At 42.5% G+C, this 11,912-nt stretch carries 16 protein-coding genes and 1 pseudogene; 4 read left to right on the forward strand and 13 right to left on the reverse strand.

Annotation, left to right across the window (positions count from 1 at the left end; translation table 11 throughout):
* Nucleotides 1-25: 25 nt before the first annotated feature.
* The 4 genes from GJB61_RS30455 to GJB61_RS30470 all read right to left on the reverse strand — a co-directional run bounded on the left by GJB61_RS30455 (nt 26) and on the right by GJB61_RS30470 (nt 3,310).
* The gene (locus GJB61_RS30455) at nt 26-838 is read right to left on the reverse strand and encodes an ABC transporter permease (RefSeq protein ID WP_154122772.1); all 813 of its coding nucleotides are present in this window, start codon (nt 836-838) and stop codon (nt 26-28) included.
* Nucleotides 835-1,866 (reverse strand): ATP-binding cassette domain-containing protein, encoded by a 1,032-nt coding sequence (locus GJB61_RS30460; protein WP_154122773.1) that lies wholly within the window; start codon nt 1,864-1,866, stop codon nt 835-837. Before GJB61_RS30460 ends, GJB61_RS30455 begins: the two co-directional genes overlap by 4 nt.
* A gap of 208 nt (nt 1,867-2,074) precedes the next feature.
* Nucleotides 2,075-2,788, reverse strand: coding sequence for an MOSC domain-containing protein (locus GJB61_RS32465; RefSeq protein ID WP_338116202.1), 714 nt, complete (start codon nt 2,786-2,788; stop codon nt 2,075-2,077).
* Nucleotides 2,789-3,022: 234 nt separating this feature from the next.
* Nucleotides 3,023-3,310, reverse strand: coding sequence for a DUF1648 domain-containing protein (locus GJB61_RS30470; RefSeq protein WP_154122774.1), 288 nt, complete (start codon nt 3,308-3,310; stop codon nt 3,023-3,025).
* A gap of 151 nt (nt 3,311-3,461) precedes the next feature.
* On the opposite strand from GJB61_RS30470, the pseudogene GJB61_RS30475 reads away from it, so the two are divergent.
* Nucleotides 3,462-3,749: pseudogene (locus GJB61_RS30475) on the forward strand (helix-turn-helix domain-containing protein); the annotation flags it as partial.
* A gap of 2 nt (nt 3,750-3,751) precedes the next feature.
* Here GJB61_RS30475 and GJB61_RS30480 read toward each other — a convergent pair.
* From GJB61_RS30480 to GJB61_RS30500, 5 genes are all read right to left on the reverse strand, one after another.
* Nucleotides 3,752-4,207, reverse strand: coding sequence for a hypothetical protein (locus GJB61_RS30480; RefSeq protein ID WP_154122775.1), 456 nt, complete (start codon nt 4,205-4,207; stop codon nt 3,752-3,754).
* A 91-nt stretch (nt 4,208-4,298) separates the two neighbouring features.
* Complete coding sequence (locus GJB61_RS30485; RefSeq protein WP_154122776.1) at nt 4,299-5,165, reverse strand: aldo/keto reductase; 867 nt, start codon at nt 5,163-5,165, stop codon at nt 4,299-4,301.
* Nucleotides 5,166-5,261: 96 nt separating this feature from the next.
* On the reverse strand, nt 5,262-5,678 hold the full coding sequence (locus GJB61_RS30490) for an RrF2 family transcriptional regulator (RefSeq protein WP_195724531.1): 417 nt from the start codon (nt 5,676-5,678) through the stop codon (nt 5,262-5,264).
* Between the two features lie 93 nt (nt 5,679-5,771).
* On the reverse strand, nt 5,772-6,680 hold the full coding sequence (locus GJB61_RS30495; RefSeq protein ID WP_154122778.1) for a class I SAM-dependent methyltransferase: 909 nt from the start codon (nt 6,678-6,680) through the stop codon (nt 5,772-5,774).
* Nucleotides 6,681-6,779: 99 nt separating this feature from the next.
* A complete protein-coding gene (locus GJB61_RS30500) occupies nt 6,780-7,178 on the reverse strand; it encodes an RrF2 family transcriptional regulator (RefSeq protein ID WP_154122779.1) in 399 nt (132 codons plus the stop codon).
* A gap of 122 nt (nt 7,179-7,300) precedes the next feature.
* Here GJB61_RS30500 and GJB61_RS30505 point away from each other — a divergent pair, with 122 nt between their 5' ends.
* Nucleotides 7,301-7,723, forward strand: coding sequence for a DUF1801 domain-containing protein (locus GJB61_RS30505; RefSeq protein WP_154122780.1), 423 nt, complete (start codon nt 7,301-7,303; stop codon nt 7,721-7,723).
* A gap of 5 nt (nt 7,724-7,728) precedes the next feature.
* Here GJB61_RS30505 and GJB61_RS30510 read toward each other — a convergent pair whose 3' ends face one another.
* The gene (locus GJB61_RS30510; RefSeq protein ID WP_154122781.1) at nt 7,729-8,070 is read right to left on the reverse strand and encodes a hypothetical protein; all 342 of its coding nucleotides are present in this window, start codon (nt 8,068-8,070) and stop codon (nt 7,729-7,731) included.
* A 40-nt stretch (nt 8,071-8,110) separates the two neighbouring features.
* Nucleotides 8,111-9,070, reverse strand: coding sequence for a LacI family DNA-binding transcriptional regulator (locus GJB61_RS30515; protein ID WP_154122782.1), 960 nt, complete (start codon nt 9,068-9,070; stop codon nt 8,111-8,113).
* A 123-nt stretch (nt 9,071-9,193) separates the two neighbouring features.
* Between GJB61_RS30515 and GJB61_RS30520 the strand changes: the two genes are divergently transcribed.
* Both GJB61_RS30520 and GJB61_RS30525 read left to right on the forward strand, forming a co-directional pair.
* Nucleotides 9,194-9,748 (forward strand): hypothetical protein, encoded by a 555-nt coding sequence (locus GJB61_RS30520; protein WP_154122783.1) that lies wholly within the window; start codon nt 9,194-9,196, stop codon nt 9,746-9,748.
* Nucleotides 9,742-10,386 carry an HAD family hydrolase gene (locus GJB61_RS30525; protein ID WP_154122784.1) on the forward strand — a complete coding sequence of 215 codons (645 nt, stop codon included), beginning with the start codon at nt 9,742-9,744 and terminating at the stop codon, nt 10,384-10,386. The genes GJB61_RS30520 and GJB61_RS30525 overlap by 7 nt, the downstream gene beginning before the upstream one ends.
* 81 nt (nt 10,387-10,467) lie before the next feature.
* Here GJB61_RS30525 and GJB61_RS30530 read toward each other — a convergent pair whose 3' ends face one another.
* Both GJB61_RS30530 and GJB61_RS30535 read right to left on the reverse strand, forming a co-directional pair.
* Nucleotides 10,468-11,316, reverse strand: coding sequence for a pentapeptide repeat-containing protein (locus GJB61_RS30530; RefSeq protein ID WP_154122785.1), 849 nt, complete (start codon nt 11,314-11,316; stop codon nt 10,468-10,470).
* Nucleotides 11,317-11,336: 20 nt separating this feature from the next.
* On the reverse strand, nt 11,337-11,666 hold the full coding sequence (locus GJB61_RS30535) for a PadR family transcriptional regulator (protein WP_154122786.1): 330 nt from the start codon (nt 11,664-11,666) through the stop codon (nt 11,337-11,339).
* Between the last annotated feature and the right edge of the window lie 246 nt (nt 11,667-11,912).

Raw genomic sequence — 11,912 nt, forward strand, 5'->3', positions numbered from 1 at the left:
AACCCTAATGTCCAGTTCCTCTTATTTAGGTGCGACGCATATAAGCGCGTACCGTGATCGGTGCGAAGATCGCTACAATGACTGCAGCGCCAACGAGGGAATAGACAAGATCACTGCCTACGGTCCCAGAGTTGACAAGAAGTCGGACGGCGCTGACAAGATGCGAAATCGGATTAGCGTTCACGAACCACTGGAGCCAATTGGGCATAGTATCGACTGGCACAAAAGCATTAGAGAGAAAGGTGAGCGGAAATAGCACAATCATTGATATCCCTTGTACACTTGAAGCCGTCCGAGCAATCACACCAAAGAAGGCAAAGATCCAACTGATTGCCCAAGAACAGAAGATTACGAGAAGCGCAGCGATTGCGACATAACCAATGCCCCCTTCAGGACGAAAACCCATGATATACCCCATGATGAAGGTAAGCACAGTGGCGATTGTATACCGGATGGTGTCTGCGAGCAATGCCCCTGCGAGCGGAGCAATTCGCGAGATCGGCAGTGACTTGAAGCGATCAAACACACCCTTTTCCATATCCTCGCGCAATTGAACCCCAGTGACGATTGAGGTTGTAATCACGGTCTGAACGAGGATACCGGGAATGATGACAGGCAAATAACTCACCACGTCTCCAGAGATGGCCCCGCCAAAGATATAGGTGAACATCAGGGTAAAAATAATCGGTTGGAGCGTGACGTCAAACAGTTGCTCCGGTGTACGGCGAATTTTCAGCAGACCCCGATAGGCCATCGTCAAGGAGTTGCGAACCGATTGGCCGAAACTCGTATGATTTTTTAATTGACGGTCAACACCTGGCTTTATTAAAGTACTCATACTCTTACCCCCTCTACATTGTTCGATTCACTGGACGAAAGCAGCTCGTCTTCTTGAACACCGTGACCCGTGAGGGTCAAAAATACTTCGTCAAGCGTTGGTTTCTGCACACTCATCTCAGCCAAGGGAATAGCCGCTTCGCGGAGAGCAATCAACAGGTCGGTAACTCGGTCAATATTCCCCATTGGTGCAGTAATCTTTCCGGCTCCAGCCGATATATTGGACTGTACCTTGAGTACTTGTTCAACGGTCTGACGGGCCTGCTCGATGTCCTGCGGATTTTGAACTCTTAAATGCAACGATGAAGTACCTACAGATGCTTTCAGATCATCCACGGTGCCTTCGGCGACAACCCGCCCCTGATCAATAACCGCAATCCGGTCAGCCAGTTGATCAGCCTCTTCAAGGTACTGCGTGGTTAACAATACGGTTGAACCTGTTTTCACTAAGCGCCGGATCGTATCCCACATTTGATTCCGTGTGCGTGGATCTAGTCCGGTTGTTGGTTCGTCCAGAAAAATGAGCGGCGGCTGTGCAATAAGACTTGCTGCCAAATCCAGTCGACGGCGCATACCGCCAGAGAAATTCTTGAGTGGACGTTTTGCAGCTTCTGTCAGACCAAATTCCTCTAGCAGATCCGCTGCCTTTTTCCGAGCCTCCGCACGCCCCAGTCCAAGCAATCGAGAGAAGATGATCAAATTCTCGGTTGCACTGAGTGCCTCATCGACTGACGCGTACTGGCCAGTTACTCCGATCAATTGACGCACGATATGCGGTTCCTTTACCACATCATGTCCAAAGACACGTGCCGAACCTGCATCCGGTCGCAATAAGGTTGCCAGCATACGGATTGCCGTAGTCTTCCCTGCTCCATTCGGACCCAGCACACCATAGATCATACCGGTACCCACATTGAGATCTACACCATCAACCGCACGGTTGTTTCCATAGATTTTGACGAGCCCTTGTGCCTCGATGGCCAACTCACCATAGTTAGGCGCTTTTTTTGTTCTTACATCTTGATTCATTCGCTATTCCTCCTAGACAACTGAATATATGAGCATGATAACTGACTTATTTAAACTGAATATAAACACGCCCTTCCTTCATCGTGCCTGTTCACCGGTCGTTATCATTCCTTCACGCTTCTTATTAAAACAAAAAGCTGACCCTTATGGATCAGCCTGTAGATGTATCCTATACTAGGACTCTGGTTCTTATTGCTTCCGTTAGCACTTAAACTAACTCCACTTTGTCTCCGATTTTGATTTGTCCAGTCTTAACGACTGACGCATAGACGCCGAAGTGTAGCCCATACTCCTGGTTCACTATTTTCAACAATGAAGGGTCCTTCTCCAGACTGTCGGGGTCCATCGTTATAACAACGCATCTCTCGCAATAACTATCCACCTGCAGTTGCACATTGCCTATGTGAAGCTGTCGTCCAATCCAATCACCTTCGACTAACGAAGCATCGTTCAAGGCCACAACGAAATTCCCACGAAACCGGCGTTGATCTAGTGTCTTGCCCCACTGAGCTTCAAGTTTGGCTAAACTGGCATCCGAAATAAGCAGAATACTGGCCCCTTCAACCGATAACAGCTGCGGATGCTCTGGGTGGGGATCTTTAATACCGGACATAGAGAGGTGAGTTGAAGTTTGGCTCTGCATTTCTTCCAATAAATCAGTATCCCAGCCAAAAGTTCGTCCATCCGCTGCCGTTACGAGGATTTCTCCATTGATGAATTGCGCTTGATAAGTAAGCATGTTCGGAATATTCCTTGCCGTAATATAGCGCCACCAGTCCTTTTTTGTCTCATCGTAAAAGGTGCAAAATCGGTCGCCAAGCATTCCATACGGTTCAATAAAACAAGTTTCCAATTGCTCTCCCGCGAATGACTTCACCGGATAACGATTAATCTCACGGATTTCACCAACAGTTAATTGCACAGCCTAATTCCTCCATCTATCATAAAATACAACTGATCTTCTTATATTCTAAGCTAGAATAGAAAAAAAAGTAAACAGCCCTCACCTTGTCATCAAGTTGAGAACTGTAATGTAGGATGAGGTTAGGATTTCAATACCCGACAGATGGGATTCCTACTAATTTTTTAATTATAATTTTGATTCACTGTAATATTTTTCTCATGTTTCACCCCTATCTATATGGCATTGTGAACATTAGACATTTATATAGATTAGAAAGGCATTAACAAGTACGATGGCAACATTTAATATAACAAGGGTAAACGTTGATTTTTCCGTCATCTTCGTAATAATTGATGCAATGATTTGAGCCGCGGGCAATAGACACACAAATACTAATTTTGATACGTAATTATCCATTTCACCTGCTGACTGATGAATGCCTACTTGGTCAGGCAAAAAGGGATAAGCAATAATGTTGCTTAGAAGAGTAATTGCAATTAAGCCAACGATACTATAAAGCACAATATTGTACTTCATCATTACTAGCCGCCTCCAATGTTGTCTTATCTAAGTTAATTATATGGTCAGCAAAACTAATTATTTTGCTATCATGGGTTACGATAATAATAGTTGAATATGGTTTCATATCAGTATAAAAATAGGTCAAGGCAGTAGTTTCCAGACACGGCCTAGATCATTTACCGCACAGGAACTGGCAAAATCAAACAATATGAGCGTCTCGGCACTACATCATAAGTTCAAGGCTATAACGACAATGGGTCCTTTACAATATCAGAAGCAACTCCGCCTTCAAGAAGTAAGACGCCTCATGCTAAGCGGTTCTATAGATGTTACGTCTGCCGCTTTGGAAATAGGTTATGAAAGCCCCTCACAATTTAACCGAGAATACCGGCGTCTATTTAGACTACCTCCACTTCAAGATATAAAGGCTTTGCAAAAAAAATTCATTACAAAATAACATTACTTTTCACTCCGATTATAGTCAATTAGACTGTTTGGAATATGTCCTGCTGCAAATATCATGCTGAAGATAAAGAAATAGAAGGAGTGCATAACCACTGCGGCAAACAGAAAATACAGGGATGGACTAATCGCTAAAGGCACCGGAACACCCAGTAGAGGAGAAAACAGCAGCTTATACTGCCTATTATTCCGAAAATATCTTACCCAGCCAAAATAGTAGGCAGTAAGAGATAGTAACATCACCATCAGTGAGATGATTTCGAAGGTAGTTTGGATATGTATGGAGAAAAATAGAGGCACCAGGATCACTCCAAATCTCCCAATGCCTTCTGCTACAGTAAAGATCGAGGTTTTATTGTTTTCACTGGGCATATTCTGTGGCTCTAATCTAAAGAAAATAAGATTAGGCAACAATATCATAAGCGGGATCAAGAGACTCACTGGATGAAACAAGTGGTTACCTCCTTGTGGCGTATTCTACTCCCTTATTTTCTATATCCATTCACTCACTCCCTTCTTTTCACGAAACTATTAACCAATTTTCTTAAATGAATATTTTCATCAACTTGTTATACATTGGATTAATAATATACCCCGTTGGATTAATCGAATATCTTTTGCCCGTATTTAGCTGGCCGATCTTCTCCATCTCGTCACCAGTCAGTTCAAAGTCAAAGATCTGACTATTTTCATTCATTCTTTTGGGATTTGCTGATTTGGGAATAATGATTACTCCCCGTTCCAAGTGCCATCGTAAAATAACTTGAGCCACCGTTTTATGATGATGCTCGGCGATTTTTTTCAATTCTGGATGCTGGAGTAGCGCTTTATTTCCTTGACCCAGTGGGCCCCAGGCCTCGTGCAAAATCTGATGTTCTTGGAGATAGTCGTGCAGATCATTTTGCGGAAACTCGGGATGAGTCTCAATCTGATTGATCATCGGTGGTATCTTGGCGTGTTTCATTAATTCTTCCAGATGCTGAATCTCAAAATTCGCAACGCCAATCACTTTGATTTTCCCTTCTAAATATAATTCCTCCATGGCCTTCCACGTTTCTATATAGTTAGGTGAGGCGAAATGGATCAGGTACATATCAAGATAATCTACATTCAGTTTGTGAGCCGTTTGTTCAAAGGCCTTCTTGGTAGCTTTATAACCATGATCCGTATTCCAGACTTTAGATGTGATAAAAAATTGTTCACGAGGGATTCGACTATTTTGAATTTCTCTTCCTAAAGCCTTCTCATTCCCATAAATTCTAGCGGTATCAAAATGCCGGTAGCCTATTCGAATAGCCTCACTGATCGCTGTTTTGAACTCTTCCTCTTTCGTTATTTTGTAAACTCCAAAGCCCAATTGGGGAACTCTGACGCCATTAATTGCTTCCACTACTCTAGTTTCTAAATTCATTTTACTGCCCCTTTGTTTCAATTTTATATCACCATATACGAAATATTCTAAATATATATTATATATAGTTATTCCAAAAAAAAGGTTAACCTTTTCTTATTTCAATAAATCGGTTAACCTTACTTCTTTTAAATGATTCTGCATAGCCCTCTCTGCTGCTTGTAAACTGTCAGTGATCCTTTGTTTGACTTCGTCGACTTCTTTACCTTGGAGGGTTACATTTGTATGGAGTTTGAACAAAGCATTACCAGGTTCAACCGCCAGAAAAACATCCAATATGGTGATTTCTGATAAAGGCCTTGCCAGTAAAATACCTCCCTTAGCTCCTTCTTTGGCAATAGTCAGTTTAGCATTATTCAAGTTTCGGATGACTTTAACCGTTGTTGGTGCAGGAATATTTAACTGCTCAGAAATCAATTTGGTAGATAAATAGTTATAACAATCCTCCTCCATGAGTCCATGAATATAGAGTAATATGGAAATTCCTTGCGATAAGGCTGTAGAGTATGCCATTTTCATTCATCCTAACTATCGGCTTTTCTAAATATACTATATATCTTTTATCTTTAGTTATCAACAAAAAAGAGCGGCCTCACGGCCGCCCCTTCAGATTGCACCTTTAACAGCTGCTGCCCTACTATACATGTTCTGCTCCTGCAACCGGATCATCACCTTGCCGAAACGTCCGCCCTGGCGGATGACCACCTTATTGTCTGGGTAAGTGCTGTGCAAATAATCTGACACGATCTTCCGAGAAGTCTCATCTGAGGTTACGTCATGCGGCATCAATCCTTGCATCGCCTCATCGATAGCCGCTTCAATGGTAAACTCGGCGCTCTTCATTTCCTGGGTGATCAGCGACTCAAATGAATAACCTTTCAGATAGAGCAAATGGTTCAAATAGGCCATATCCGAGCTCGCCGCGTGCAGTTCCCGGCCAGTTAGCAATGGTAGAAGTTCATTCACCAGACCGTGCTCCATTCTTCCGGCAATACCACTGATATAGCAAAATTTGCGCGCGGTACTGAGTACCCTCTCCACACTAGCCCAATCGACAACTACTGGACACATGGATACAAATACGAGATCGAAAGCATTGGTCCAGCCCCTGGCGGCAATATCTATATGCTCAAAAGGTTCACGCACCAGCTCTACCTGTTCCTGATTGAACTGTTTTGTATTTTCCAAGAACAGATCCCCTAGAGGAATGTTAGGCTCTACAGCAGTAACCCTAGCGCCTCTTTCGGCAAAAGGCACCGTGAATCCGCCTGAGGCTGCGCCCACATCAAGAACGGAGATCCCTTTGAAATCTACTCCCTGGCCTTCCAGCCAGCCGATGATCCGCTCACTCCGCTGTCTTCCACCTTCACTGAACACCTCTTTGTTAAAAGCTACCGCCTTATGATCAAATTGGGTGGTGTCCATCCCCATTTTCTTCATCTTATTGCCCATTGCGGTAGGATCTTCCTTCCAAGCCTTCTCCCAAATCGCTGCATTAAATAATTCATTTATCATTCTTATCCATCCCTTTCGCATTCTGTATTCCCAAAGCCTTTATAGACTTAATAGTCTCATGATATCTATAATTAAGTCAGAAAAATAACAATGGCTTTATTAAACCGCTGTTATTTTTCCGGCAAGCTCGGATATTTTTTTGTTGCTCAGGTACTGCTCCATCTGCTGCTCGGCGCGGACCATTTCCTGCTGGATCAGACACTCGCTGGGATGATCAGGAGAGCACTGAAACAGCGATGTCGTACCTTCAATAGCATGGATAATATCCAGAAACGAAATCTCTTCTTTGTTCCGTTTGAGCCGATAACCGCCATTTGCGCCAGACGCTGATTCAATTAATCCTGCCTTCACCAGCTTGGTCAGGATCTTAGACAGATAAGTGGGAGAAACTCTCTGGTGTTCCGCAAGGGACTGCACACCCACAGGCTTGTCGGGCGCAGCGGCTACCAGATAGAGCATGATATGTAGTGCGTAATTTGTTGCTTTTGAATATTTCATTGTTCACCCCTATTAAGGACTTCATTTATCTACTATAACCTTTATATAGTTGGAAAGCAAATTAGGTAAGTTCTATAATTGACTCTATAATATTGATGATAGGGAAAGGAGCGTTGCTTGCGATGTATGAACAGAAAACAAAACAAACCGACAACAGTGTTATTGAGTTTATTGAAAATGTTGAAAATCCAAAAAAACGTGAAGACGCTTATAGATTGTTAGATATATTCACGGAAACGACGGGTTACCCGGCGAAGATGTGGGGACCCAGTATTATTGGATTCGGAATCTATCACTATAAATATGCTTCTGGTCATGAAGGTGATGCACCTCTAGTTGGGTATTCACCCCGCAAAGCTAAGATAAGCCTATATTTTGCGACTGGAGATCCAGGTCGTGAGGCATTATTGCAAGCTCTGGGAAAACATACCGCAGCAAAAGCATGTGTCTACATCAATAAGGTAGCAGATATTAATGTCGGTGTCTTAGCTGCGTTAATAAACCAATCCATAACCTTTCTGAAAGAAACCTATCCGAATCTTTGAGGAGATTATGGACTGCATGGAAATACCGATGTCCCTTGACGGACATCTTCCGTCAGATCATCCACAGAAATTAAGTTACGCTCCGGTCCGAGCATAATAATGACATAATACGCTTCCCCCTGGGAGTTTTTGAGTACAACCTGGTAACCGCTCCCTCCAAATAATGGCTTGCACGTCGCTGTGACTTTCAACGGATCACTTTCTGCATATTCCTTGCGCACATAATCCATTCCAAGACTTCTAACTGCTTGCTTGTTCTGATGTTCGGAAATCCCATAGTTCACCGTGGCCCCTATACCTATAAGTAGGGTAATAAGGATTAGAACAATCAAATGCTTTCTTTTCATCTGTCCTCCTGTCTTACAAATCAGAATCCACTTATTTAATCTAAACAGTTAAACGTTCAATTAAATGAATAGGGATTTCTTCATGGGAATGACTTCCGTCAATTGCTTTGAGAAATAACTTTCTGCCAATCTCAACAATCGGAATTTCAAAGGTGGTGATATGCAACACTTTCGCGATAGGCTGGTTATCAAAACCTACGATGGCTAGATCCTCCGGCACGCGTATGTTATTCTCCTGGCAATACGTTAAGATTCCGGCTGCTACTTGATCACTGGTGACTAAGAGGGCAGTTGGAGGGTCCTCCATGCCGACGATTCGCTGCATAATCCATTCCCCATCTTCCAGATGAACACAGTCATAAAAAATATAATTCGGATCATAGTCTTCCTGCAGATTTGTATAGAAATCTCTATACGCTGCTTCTCTTCGTGCGCTGTTGGGGCTGGATCGTCTTGCTAGGCAATAGCCAATTTTATGGTGACCTTTGCTTCTTAAATAGGCTAACGCATTGGAAAAGATCTGATAATGGTCAATAAATATAGAGGACAATTTTGTGCCGCGAGCGTCTTCCAATATAATAATAGGACCATATTGTATATATTCCTCTACAACATCCCAACCGCTTGTTTTCGAACAAATGATGAGTGCGTCAATTTGTTTCAGCTTCAACATCATTAGCGCATCCATCTCCCGTTCCACCTCATAATTGGTCTGAATGAGCACTAATTTATAATTATCTTTGATAGCCTCATCAGCTATTCCTTCAACTACCATCCCGAAATAAGGACGTCTTATGGAAGGGACTACGACACCGATAAGATTCGTTTTCCCTTTGCTTAAATGAACAGCGTTGATATTACGCTCATAGTTCTCCATCTCCATAGCACGTTGGACAGCTTCTTTTTTTAGCGTACTTACATAAGGATGACCGTTAATGACTCGTGACACCGTAGTAACCGATACACCCGCAAGTTTAGCAATATCTTTAATATTCGCCATAGGGTCACCTTTCCTTCCAAAGAATCGTCACACCAGTATAATCCTATATTTTTTTCAAAAGCAAATAAAAAGTTGACATGGAAGGCGTTTCATAATTTACATTAGTATCGAGGTGAGAGGAGTATGTACAACGAAGAAGTCCAGATCGAAATGAAAAATAAACACAAGGAATTGTTGAGAATCCATGACGATTGGGTCGGAGTATTGGATGGCTATCTGCTGGAACAACCCTTTCCGCAAAACCTGCTGTCTCATGTATCGGCAACCTTTATAACCAGATTTCATAAGTCCATGCTTGCACTGCAGCTTCTGACCATTTCCGGCTTTTGCGATGAGGCTTATGGTGTATTACAGATGATGGCTGAATATACGATCACCTTAAAATTTATTAAAAATTATCCAGAAGAGCGACTCGTTCAATTTATGGATGAAACACAAAAGCTCTATGGGTTCACACCTTTGAATATGGATCTGGGGGAACTTTTTCTTCCCGTTGGCCCAGCACCCTTTAACGCCGATGAATTGCTTATCGAATCATGTCACTTAACAGCTACCCTACTGTGTTGCGCACTTGAAATGAACACACAAGATAATGAGTTCAATCAAATATTAAAGAATAAAATAGATTTATTGTTAGCGGATGTGAATGAATTTACAAAAGGAGAATGTATATGCTGAAATGTATCCTATTTGATCTGGATGGTACGATTGGAAATACGTTGCCGTTATCAATTGCTGCTTTAAAAAAATCTATTGAACCCTTGGCAGGCAGAACGTACACGGATCAAGAAATCAGAACTACCTTTGGGCCTTCCGAAGAAGGAATCATCCAGGCTTTAATTCCTAAATACTATGATGAGGGGATCGAGAATTTCCTCTTGCATTATCAAAATCTGCATACGATGTGTGCTGCACCTTTTGCTGGAATTGTAGAGGTTTTGGATTATGCCAAAAGCCACAATGTCCAGCTGGCTCTGGTTACTGGCAAGGGAGCGCGAGGCACAGCTATTACACTAGCAACGTTTGGGATTGATTCCCATTTCGATCTTATTGAAACCGGATCTCCTCAAGGGTCCAGAAAAGTAGAGGCTATAACAAATGTATTGAAGCAATTGGGTATTGCTCCTGAGGAGAGTATCTATGTAGGGGATTCTCCAAGTGATATTATTGAATCCCGCGAAGTTGGGGTACCCGTTATAGCTGCCGCTTGGGCCGAGACAACCAATCAAGAGGAGCTATTGGCGCTGCAGCCCGATTGGCTATTTACGGAGGTAAAGGAATTTACAGAGTTCATAAAGCAAAGCATTACAAACTGAATCTTCTTTCAATTCCTCTTCTGGCTTTCATATAAACCATCAAGGAAATATTCCATTGCAGTCAATCCATTAGTATCCCTCCTAAATAACCGTAACATCGGTCAAATTTGCGCCTGCACCTTTCAATACAGCGTAGGTCAGCTTATCCATTGTGGCTCCGTCAAAATCAGCCCTAAGGATGTCTTTTTTGGCAACGTGACGAAAGGAAACATTCCGAAGGTTGGTATTTCTAAAAGAAGCTCCGGCCAACCCCGCCTTGTCAAATATGACACCTGTGAGCGTCTGGTTATCGAAGCAGACACGTCTCAAATCCGAGCAATTAAAATCTGTACCTTCAAAAACGCAGTTTTCAAAAGTCGTGGATCTAAAATCAATTTTCGCTATTTTTGTACTAGTAAGTTTAGCGCCATTAAAATTTACGCCTCGCAAGTCCGAACTGCTTAAATCTGTCTGCTCAAGAATACAGTTTTGAAAGCTCGCATCTTTAAGCGCAGTCGCTGTCATTTTTGACTTTGTTAGATTCGAACCATCAAACTTTACATCTCGCAAATCACAGTTTTTAAAAGAACTGCCCGTCAAATCCGAATCACTGAAATCCGACCCTTGTAAGGAACTGTTCTCAAACTTCCCGTCATGCACCGTTACACCCCTGAAATCAGAGTTTGGGAGGTTGGTCATTGAAAAGTTCGTCATCACCATCCGCTGCAATGCTCTTGCCTCCGCTGCTACATCGGCAATGGTCTCTTCAATATCGCCTATAGAGTCAAGGGTCATGGCATAAGCCGTTTCATCGTCGTAACCTTGTTTTTGGAGATCTTCCAAACGTTCTTGTAAATCTTTGTACAACTCTTCTTTCAATTCCCCGACCGTCTGCAGCCCCTCATAGGAGGAGAATACTCCGTTCAAATAGTTGCTTAATTTATCATTCATTCTATTTACCACCTTTCTTCTTATAGCAACTGGTCTAATACGCGCTTGGCATTTTCCCAATTTTTCTTGTTTTCTAAATAAATGAGTTCCCCTTTTTCCTTGAGCTTGTAATATTTCCTTCTTCCGCCTTGGGTCTCATCTCCCCAATAGGAGATTATCCCCCCATCGTTCTCAAGTCTCTTCAGGCTAGAATACATAGTAGCTTCCTTAAGTTCATACTCGCCACCTGAGTTCGAATGTATCAATTTCGATATTTCATAGCCATATTTATCGCCACTCATCAACAACTTCAGAATCATCGTATCTGTATGGCCTCTTAGTAAATCCGATGAAATTTTATGATCGACCATTGTGTCACCTCCACAACTACAATATAAGCCACATTACTATGACAGTCAATGTACTATTATGGACATAACAATTTTCTTGCTATAAATGAATCCAACAAAAAAAGCTCCCGTGAAATTCAGAGGCCACTGAAAAAGTCCTTCAGGATCTCAAATAGACATTCTCCTCATTTTTTTGAGGAGAATGTCTATCTTTTTCGGTATACTTAAAGTATCAAATCAAAGGCTGGTGGTCTCCATGCTCCCTGA

It is taken from the genome of Paenibacillus monticola, assembly GCF_009664975.1.
In the GTDB taxonomy this organism is placed as follows: domain Bacteria; phylum Bacillota; class Bacilli; order Paenibacillales; family Paenibacillaceae; genus Paenibacillus_AQ; species Paenibacillus_AQ monticola.